This window comes from Rhodococcus sp. BS-15, from assembly GCF_000813105.1.
Taxonomy (GTDB): domain Bacteria; phylum Actinomycetota; class Actinomycetes; order Mycobacteriales; family Mycobacteriaceae; genus Rhodococcoides.
The window spans coordinates 1-7,332 of record NZ_BAOX01000250.1 but is presented as its reverse complement, the minus strand read 5'-3'; the positions used below and the strand labels follow the sequence as shown (position 1 = coordinate 7,332).

General features: G+C 65.9%; 9 protein-coding genes and 1 pseudogene. All 10 read left to right on the top strand.

Going from position 1 to position 7,332, the window contains the following annotated elements; all coding sequences use genetic code 11:
* The first annotated feature begins 132 nt into the window (after window positions 1-132).
* Window positions 133-1,191, top strand: a complete 1,059-nt coding sequence (locus tag RHBS_RS21515; RefSeq protein ID WP_121872939.1) for a 2,3-butanediol dehydrogenase — start codon at window positions 133-135, stop codon at window positions 1,189-1,191.
* Window positions 1,188-1,955: an acetoin reductase gene (locus RHBS_RS21510; protein WP_121872112.1), complete on the top strand. Its 768-nt coding sequence runs from the start codon at window positions 1,188-1,190 to the stop codon at window positions 1,953-1,955. The genes RHBS_RS21515 and RHBS_RS21510 overlap by 4 nt, the downstream gene beginning before the upstream one ends.
* Window positions 1,956-1,999: 44 nt before the next feature.
* Window positions 2,000-3,291: pseudogene (locus tag RHBS_RS21505) on the top strand (GAF domain-containing protein).
* A 58-nt stretch (window positions 3,292-3,349) separates the two neighbouring features.
* A complete protein-coding gene (locus tag RHBS_RS21500; RefSeq protein WP_220709160.1) occupies window positions 3,350-3,976 on the top strand; it encodes a HEAT repeat domain-containing protein in 627 nt (208 codons plus the stop codon).
* 9 nt (window positions 3,977-3,985) lie between these two features.
* Window positions 3,986-4,960 carry a HEAT repeat domain-containing protein gene (locus RHBS_RS21495; RefSeq protein ID WP_121872115.1) on the top strand — a complete coding sequence of 325 codons (975 nt, stop codon included), beginning with the start codon at window positions 3,986-3,988 and terminating at the stop codon, window positions 4,958-4,960.
* Window positions 4,957-5,331: a plastocyanin/azurin family copper-binding protein gene (locus tag RHBS_RS21490; protein ID WP_237669541.1), complete on the top strand. Its 375-nt coding sequence runs from the start codon at window positions 4,957-4,959 to the stop codon at window positions 5,329-5,331. Before RHBS_RS21495 ends, RHBS_RS21490 begins: the two co-directional genes overlap by 4 nt.
* A 19-nt stretch (window positions 5,332-5,350) precedes the next feature.
* A complete protein-coding gene (locus tag RHBS_RS21485) occupies window positions 5,351-5,761 on the top strand; it encodes a DUF2752 domain-containing protein (RefSeq protein WP_121872117.1) in 411 nt (136 codons plus the stop codon).
* Between the two features lie 112 nt (window positions 5,762-5,873).
* Window positions 5,874-6,071 (top strand): hypothetical protein, encoded by a 198-nt coding sequence (locus RHBS_RS21480; RefSeq protein ID WP_032395188.1) that lies wholly within the window; start codon window positions 5,874-5,876, stop codon window positions 6,069-6,071.
* A gap of 158 nt (window positions 6,072-6,229) precedes the next feature.
* On the top strand, window positions 6,230-6,859 hold the full coding sequence (locus RHBS_RS21475) for a GntR family transcriptional regulator (RefSeq protein ID WP_183130468.1): 630 nt from the start codon (window positions 6,230-6,232) through the stop codon (window positions 6,857-6,859).
* Window positions 6,856-7,332 (top strand): MFS transporter (locus RHBS_RS21470; protein ID WP_145977561.1); only part of this gene is annotated, 477 nt, incomplete at its 3' end. The genes RHBS_RS21475 and RHBS_RS21470, both read left to right, overlap by 4 nt.

Below are 7,332 nucleotides of genomic sequence, written 5' to 3'. Positions count from 1 at the left end.
GGTGCAGCTGACCGCGCTCACCGCGGCTGGTTGCACCCGATTTCGAGTCCGCGACTGCAACAGGCTGCAACCCTGTCCGAAGTGGTCGGCATCACATAGACATGAATGCATCCGACGATCAGGAGTGAAGCGATGCGTGCAGCTGTGTACTACGGCCCCAACAAGGTGGAGATCACCGACGTACCCGAGCCGAATCCCGGTGAAGGCCAGGTCAAGATCAAGGTCGGGTTCAACGGAATCTGCGGAACCGACCTGCACGAGTACTACGCAGGCCCCATCTTCATCCCCACCTCCCCGCATCCGCTGACCGGACAGGAGATGCCGCTGGTACTAGGGCACGAGTTCTCGGGAACCGTCACCGAACTCGGCACAGGCGTGACCGGCATCGCCGTGGGCGACCGCGTCGCCATCGAGCCGCTGTACCGCTGCGGCCACTGTGGACCGTGCCGGGCCGGCAACTACAACATCTGCGCTCAGATCGGCTTCCACGGACTGATGTCCGACGGCGGAATGGCCGAGTACACCGTGGTCCCCACCGACATGATTCACGCCTTGCCCGACAATGTCTCCCTCGAACTCGGAGCCCTCGTCGAACCGATGTCGGTCGCCTATCATGCTGCGACACTGGGAGATCCGAAACCCGCGGACACCGCGATGGTGTTCGGAGCCGGCCCCATCGGCATCGGACTGTGGTTCGCCCTGCGCGGCAAGGGACTGGGCAACGTGTACGTCGTCGAGCCGTCGCCGACGCGTCGAGCATCGATCGAGGCCCTGGGCGCGAAGACTCTCGATCCGACGGCCGTCGACATTCCCGCCTACATCGCCGACCTCACCGACGGCAAGGGTGCCGACGCCATCTACGACGCAGCAGGCGTACAACCTGCCGTCGAGACTGCGCTCGGGTGCATCGGTGCGCGCAAGCCGTTGGTCAGCGTCGCGATCTACGAAAAGCCCTTGACCACACCGCTGCAGAAGCTCGTGATGAACGAATCCCGGATTCAAGGCTCGCTCTGCTACACCGCTGCCGACTACGAGGCCGTCATCGAGCTGATGAGCCAGGGCCACTACAACACGACGGGGTGGGTGGACAAGATCGCCCTCGACGGAGTCATCGACGACGGGTTCGAGGCGCTGCACGCGGGCACCAAGATGAAGGTCCTGGTCGACCCCTCCACCGGAGCATCCGCATGAGCGCGGTATTGGTGACGGGAGCCGGGCAGGGCATCGGCCGGGCCATCGCGTTGCGGTTGGCCAGCGACGGTCACGACATCGCCCTGGCGGACCTGAACGAGGACAAGATCGCAGGCGTCGCCGACGAGGTGCGTGGAACGGGCTCGAAGGCAACGACATTCGTGGCCGACGTCAGTGGTCGCGATCAGGTGTTCGCCGCCGTCGAACACACCCACGAGGCGCTCGGCGGCTTCGACGTCATCGTCAACAACGCAGGAATCGCGCAGGTCGCCCCGCTCGACGACGTCCGACCGGAGGACGTCGCGAAGATCTGGGCCGTCAACGTCGACGGTGTGCTCTGGGGAATCCAGGCTGCCGCAGCCAAATTCAAAGCACAGGGCTCGAAGGGCAAGATCATCAACGCGTCCTCGATCGCCGGCCACGACGGGTTCGCGATGCTCGGGGTCTACAGCGCAACGAAATTCGCGGTTCGTGCCCTGACCCAGGCGGCGGCGAAGGAGTACGCGGCCGAGGGAATCACCGTCAACGCTTACTGCCCCGGAGTGGTCGGTACCGACATGTGGGTCACCATCGACAAGCGATTCGCCGAGTTGACCGGCGCTGCGGAAGGCGAGACGTACGACAAGTTCGTCGGCGGAATCGCTCTCGGTCGCGCGCAGACCCCCGAGGACGTCGCGGCCTTCGTCTCGTATCTCGCCGGACCGGACTCGGACTACATGACGGGCCAGGCGCCGTTTATCGACGGTGGTCTGGTCTATCGGTAACCCCCGTTCATGCCGATTTGTGAGCTGGAGCACAATTGACTGTGATGACGCAGTCGACAGGTCCCGAACCTGCGCTGGCGGCCGGCGAAGACCCGCGCCGCTACGCGCAGATTCTCACTGCCGTGTACGACGCGACCATGAACGGCGGCAAGTCGCCCGCACGCCCGAGGGAGGTTGTCGGCGATTCGTGGCGACGGTTGCAGACTCTGGGTATCGACCCGGAGCTGGGGAACCCAGCCGAAACGCAGATGGACGTCTCCGACCTCGAGCACAGCCGACGGGAATCGGGGTTGTTCGACATTCTCGACGATCTGGCTCGCGGCCTGGAATCGGTGGTGCAGGACGGGGACAACATCCTCGTCGTCGCAGACAGGAACGGCCGGGTGCTGTGGCGCAGCGGATCGACTTCGGTGCTGGACCGGGCCGACGGTCTGGGCTTCGTCGAAGGGGCCAACTGGGCGGAGGATTCGGTGGGCACCAACGCCATCGGAACTGCCCTGGTCTCTCGTCGTGCAGTGCAGATCTTCTCGGCCGAACACTATGTGCGCAGCATCATTCGTGGACCTGTGCCGGAGCGCCCATCCGTGATCCGCGAACCGGCCAGGTACTGGGAGCCATCGACGTCAGCGGACCGGCCAAGACGGTGCACCCCACCACCATCGCGCTGGTCGACGCCGTCGCACGGTTGGCCGAATCCCAACTGCGAGAACTACATCGGAGCACACTCGATCGACTGCGGTCGGTGGCCGCACCGATGCTCGCGCGACTGCAGTCCCCGGCCCTGGCCGTCGACGCGAACGGCTGGGTCGCGGCCGTCGAATCGGTGGCGCTGCGCAATCGCATCCTGCTGCCCGAGGATCTCGCGACCGGACGCTTCTGGCTGCCGACCCTCGGCGTGTGCGACTTCGAACCACTGCCCGGTGGATGGCTGGTGCGCCCTACCAGCCCGGCGGACTCGTCCGTCACCGACATCGGATCGACGAGAATTCGCATCGACCTGCGCAATTCGCAGAAGCCTCGCATCGAAGTGCGCAGCGAGGTGGGGGAGTGGACCCACGAACCCACGCCCCGGCACGCCGAAATTCTGTACCTGCTCGCCATCCATCGCCAGGGGCGGACTGCCTCACAGATGGCGGCCGATCTCTTCGGCGACGACGGCCGGGCGATCACCGTGCGGGCCGAGATGTCGCGGCTACGCAAACACCTCGCGGGCATCATCTCCACGCAGCCGTATCGGTTGGACGAATCGGCGACCGTGGAGGTGATCACGCCGTCGGACATGAGTCGGTTGCTACCGCATTCGTCGGCTCCGGCGATCTGCGTCGCACGGCTCTGATCGGTGCTGCGGAATGGGGCTTGACCTTCACACCGTGACAAGGTCTTGGCTGACCGTCATGAACGAAGCGCTGCAGCACAGCAATCCGTCGGTCCGCCTCCGGGCCGCGCTCGACATCGGGACTGCACCGGACCCACGGGATTTCGACGCCCTGGTGCAGCGGTGCGCCGTCGAACCCGATTTTCAGGTGCGGGAAATGTTGACCTGGGCCTTGATTCGCCACCCCGCATCGCTGACGGTGCCGCGGCTGATCGAGGAGGTACGCACCGGAGGAGTCCTCGCTCGAAGCCAGGCGCTGCACACGTTGTCCAAGATAAAGGACCCGTCGGCGTGGCCCGTGATCACCGAGGACCTGATCTCCGACGCCGACGACGAGGTGGCACGAAGCTCCTGGCGAGCAGCGGTGGTCCTGGTGCCGGCAGGCAGTGAAGGGCAGCTGGCGGCGATGCTGAGTACGCAACTCGGCCGAGGTGGGCACGACGTTCAGCGAAGCCTCAGCCGCGCGCTGGTTGCTCTCGGATCGGTGATCGAACCGATGGTGCGCCAGGCCGCGTCGAGCAAGGATGTTGCCGTTCGCGCCCACGCGCTGGCCACCGAGGCGCTGCTCCGAGATCCGGACGCGGGGTTCGCAGTGTTCGAGGCCAAGCGTGTCGATGCTCTTGGCGTAGTCGACACGGCGGGGTGAGATGGAACGATGTTGATCGGTGAGGTGGCGCAGCGGTCGGGCGTCAGTGCGCGCATGCTCCGGCACTACGACAGGCTGGGGCTCGTGCGCCCGACCTCGCGCAGCAGCAGCGGCTACCGCGAGTACGCCCCGGAGGATGTTCGACGCCTCTTCCACGTCGAGTCGCTGCGTTCGCTCGGGTTGTCGCTGAACGACGTCGGTCGCGCGCTCGACGACCCGAGTTTCGCGGCCTCCGGACTCGTCGACGAGCTCGCCGCCCGAGCGGAGGAACGCATCGCGCGCGATACCGAGTTGCTCACGCGGTTGCGTCGCATCGGCGACCCGCGGCCCGAGGACTGGGAGGACGTACTCGGAACCGTCGCGCTGCTCGGTGATCTGCAGTCGGTCAGTGCCGGGAAGCGGCAGAAGGCGGCGTTGTCTTCTGCCGGAGATCGACCCATTCCGGCGGACGCATTGGCCGAAGCAGTGCTGCGCGAGCCTGCGCCCAACGTGGCAGGCGCACTTCGGTGGGCCCTCGCTCGATCGGGTGGTGAAGCGATCGGGCCGCTCAGGGAAGGCCTGGACTCATCGGACCCCGAGGTCCGACGCCGCGCCGTCGTCACCCTGGTCGAGATTCGCGATCCCGCCGCCACCGATGTTCTGCGGGAGGCGCTCACTCACGACGACGGGCAGGTCAGACGGTCTTCTGCGCTGGAACTGGGTTCGCGAGGGGTGACCGATGCGGTCCCGACGCTGATCGAGATGGTCTTCGAAGGCACCAACGACGTGGATGCCGCCGATGCCCTTGGCGTGCTGGGGTCCGGAGACTCGATCGTGGCGGCGCTGATGGACGGGCCGGGCGATGTGCCGACGCGTCTACGAGTGACCCAGGCTCTGGCGAGTATCCCGGGGCCGGCAGCCTCGCGCGCCCTGCAGGAGTTGACCCGAGACACCGACCGTTCGATTGCCCTGACGGCCGAATACATCCTCGGCCGGCGGGAATGAGCCCTTTGGGTACCGTCGGACGCATGAAGGCATTCGGACTCCTCGCGGCACTGATGATCACCTCGACCCTGACTGCCTGCTCCACCGCAACCACCCCGGCCGCACCCGCCGAACCCGTCGCCGAGAACCAGGTGACCGTCGCCGATCGGATGTACTCGCCGAAGACGTTGACGATCTCGGTGGGAGACACCGTCACCTGGGTGTTCGCCGATCGCGGCATGGCCCACAACGTCGTCGCCGACGACAACTCGTTTCGGAGCGCGTTGATGGAGACCGGACAGTTCACGCACACCTTCGACACCGCGGGCACCTTCACCTACCACTGCACCCCGCATCCGGACATGACGGCATCTATCGTCGTCGAGCCCTGAAACTCCTAGGCTCAGGGGCATGACGGCACCGACCCGAGGACGCAGCATCGCCGCTCCCCTCGGCGTGGCCGCTGCCGCTGTCGGTGGGTTGGTGCTGTTGCATGTCCGCGACCCACAAACTTCGACGTATCTTCCCTGCCCGCTCCACGCTCTGACCGGACTGTGGTGCCCCGGATGCGGCACGACCCGGGCTCTCGGCGACCTCACCCGCGGAGATGTCGCCGCGGCCGCGTCGAGCAATGTCGTTGCGGTTGTGTGCGTAGTCGTGGCCGTCGGGTTGTGGGGGTTATGGCTCCGAGCTCGATGGACCGGAACTCGGCTGGCACTTCCACGACCGAGTCGCCCCACCACGGCTGTGCTCGTCGTTGCCCTGACCGTCTTCACCGTGGTGCGCAACACCCCGTGGGGCACCGCTATCGCCCCGACCTGAAACGACTAGGAGTAGCTGTGCTGTTGGAAATTTTCTCGATCATCGTGCTGCTGGGCGTGCTCATCGCGCTCATCCCCACGGCCCGCCGCGTGTTCAAGAAGGGTGACGACGAATGAGCGACTCTCTGCGGGATCGCGTCCGCGCGAAACTCCTCGCGCAACTCGCCGACGACGGAGGCACCGCCGCCGAACAGGCCGAGGGGGACGACCCACGCCTGAACGCCCTGCGCGACGACCTCGACGCACTCGACGCGGCGCAGGACGGGGATCCGGTGATCGACGACATCGCCGCACGGCACTGGGTGCCCTGACCGACCCCTGACCCGCCCTTGGGGAGTCAATGTGACGTTCAGTGGCCTTTTCGACGGTCAATGTCACGTTGAGTGGACTTCTTTGGTGGGCGAAATTGGTGCACAGTTGAAGTGCATCTAGTATCTATGTTGTGTCCGAGACGAAATCTGCTGCCGACATGGCGTATGTGACGGTCAAGGAGCTCATCGTGTCGGGAGAACTTCCCGGCGGTGAGCTCGTCAGTGAAGGCGAGATCGCAACCCGCCTCGAGATCAGCCGCACCCCCGTACGTGAGGCGTTTCTGCGCTTGCAGGTCGAGGGGTGGATGCGCCTGTATCCCAAGCGCGGCGCACTGGTGGTGCCGATCGCGGTAGGGGAGGCCGAGAGCGTCGTCGACGCACGTCGCCTCGTGGAGGCAGGCAGCGTCCGCGCCTTCATCGACGACGCGAGAGCCCGCGAATCGGTGGTGTCCGCTCTACGCGAGAACCTGCGGCTTCAACAGCAGCTGGCCGTGGACGGCACTGCCGCACAGTTCAGCGCCGTCGACGCAGACTTCCATCGCATCGTCGTCCGTGCCGGCGGCAACCCGTTGCTCGACGCGTTCTACGACGGACTTCGCGAGCGTCAGCGGCGGATGACGGCAGCCTCGGTGACGCGTGATCCGGGTCAGATCTCACGCATCGTCGACGACCATCGCCGACTCACCGACCTCATCGAGGCCGGCGACGCAGACGGATTCGAGCGGGCCGTCGAACAACACATGCTCGGGGTGCACGGCCTACGACCGGACAGAGGGGGAGCACGATGAGCGAAACGCTCACGAACGATCGAGACATCGAGCTGACTGCACGACGCTGGCTGCTGGTCGCGTCGGGCATGTTCGCCGTGGCGTGGGGCGGCAACGAGTTCACACCGTTGCTGGTGATGTATCGGCTCGATCATGGCTTCTCGGCCGTGGTGGTCGATACGTTTTTGTTCGCCTACGTCCTGGGCATCATTCCGGCGATGCTGATCTGCGGTCCGCTCTCGGATCGGCTCGGTCGACGCCCGATCATGTTGCCCGCCCCAGCAATTGCCGCGGCCGGTTCGATCCTGATTGCGCTCGGACCGGACAACGCGTACCTGTTGTTCGGCGGCCGCGTGCTCAGCGGAATCGCGCTCGGAATCGGTATGGCTGTGGGCGGCAGCTGGGTCAAGGAGCTCTCCAGCCGAGATGCCACGGCCAAACCCGGTGCCGGCGCGCGCCGTGCCGCGATGTCGCTGACGGCGGGCTTCGCCCTC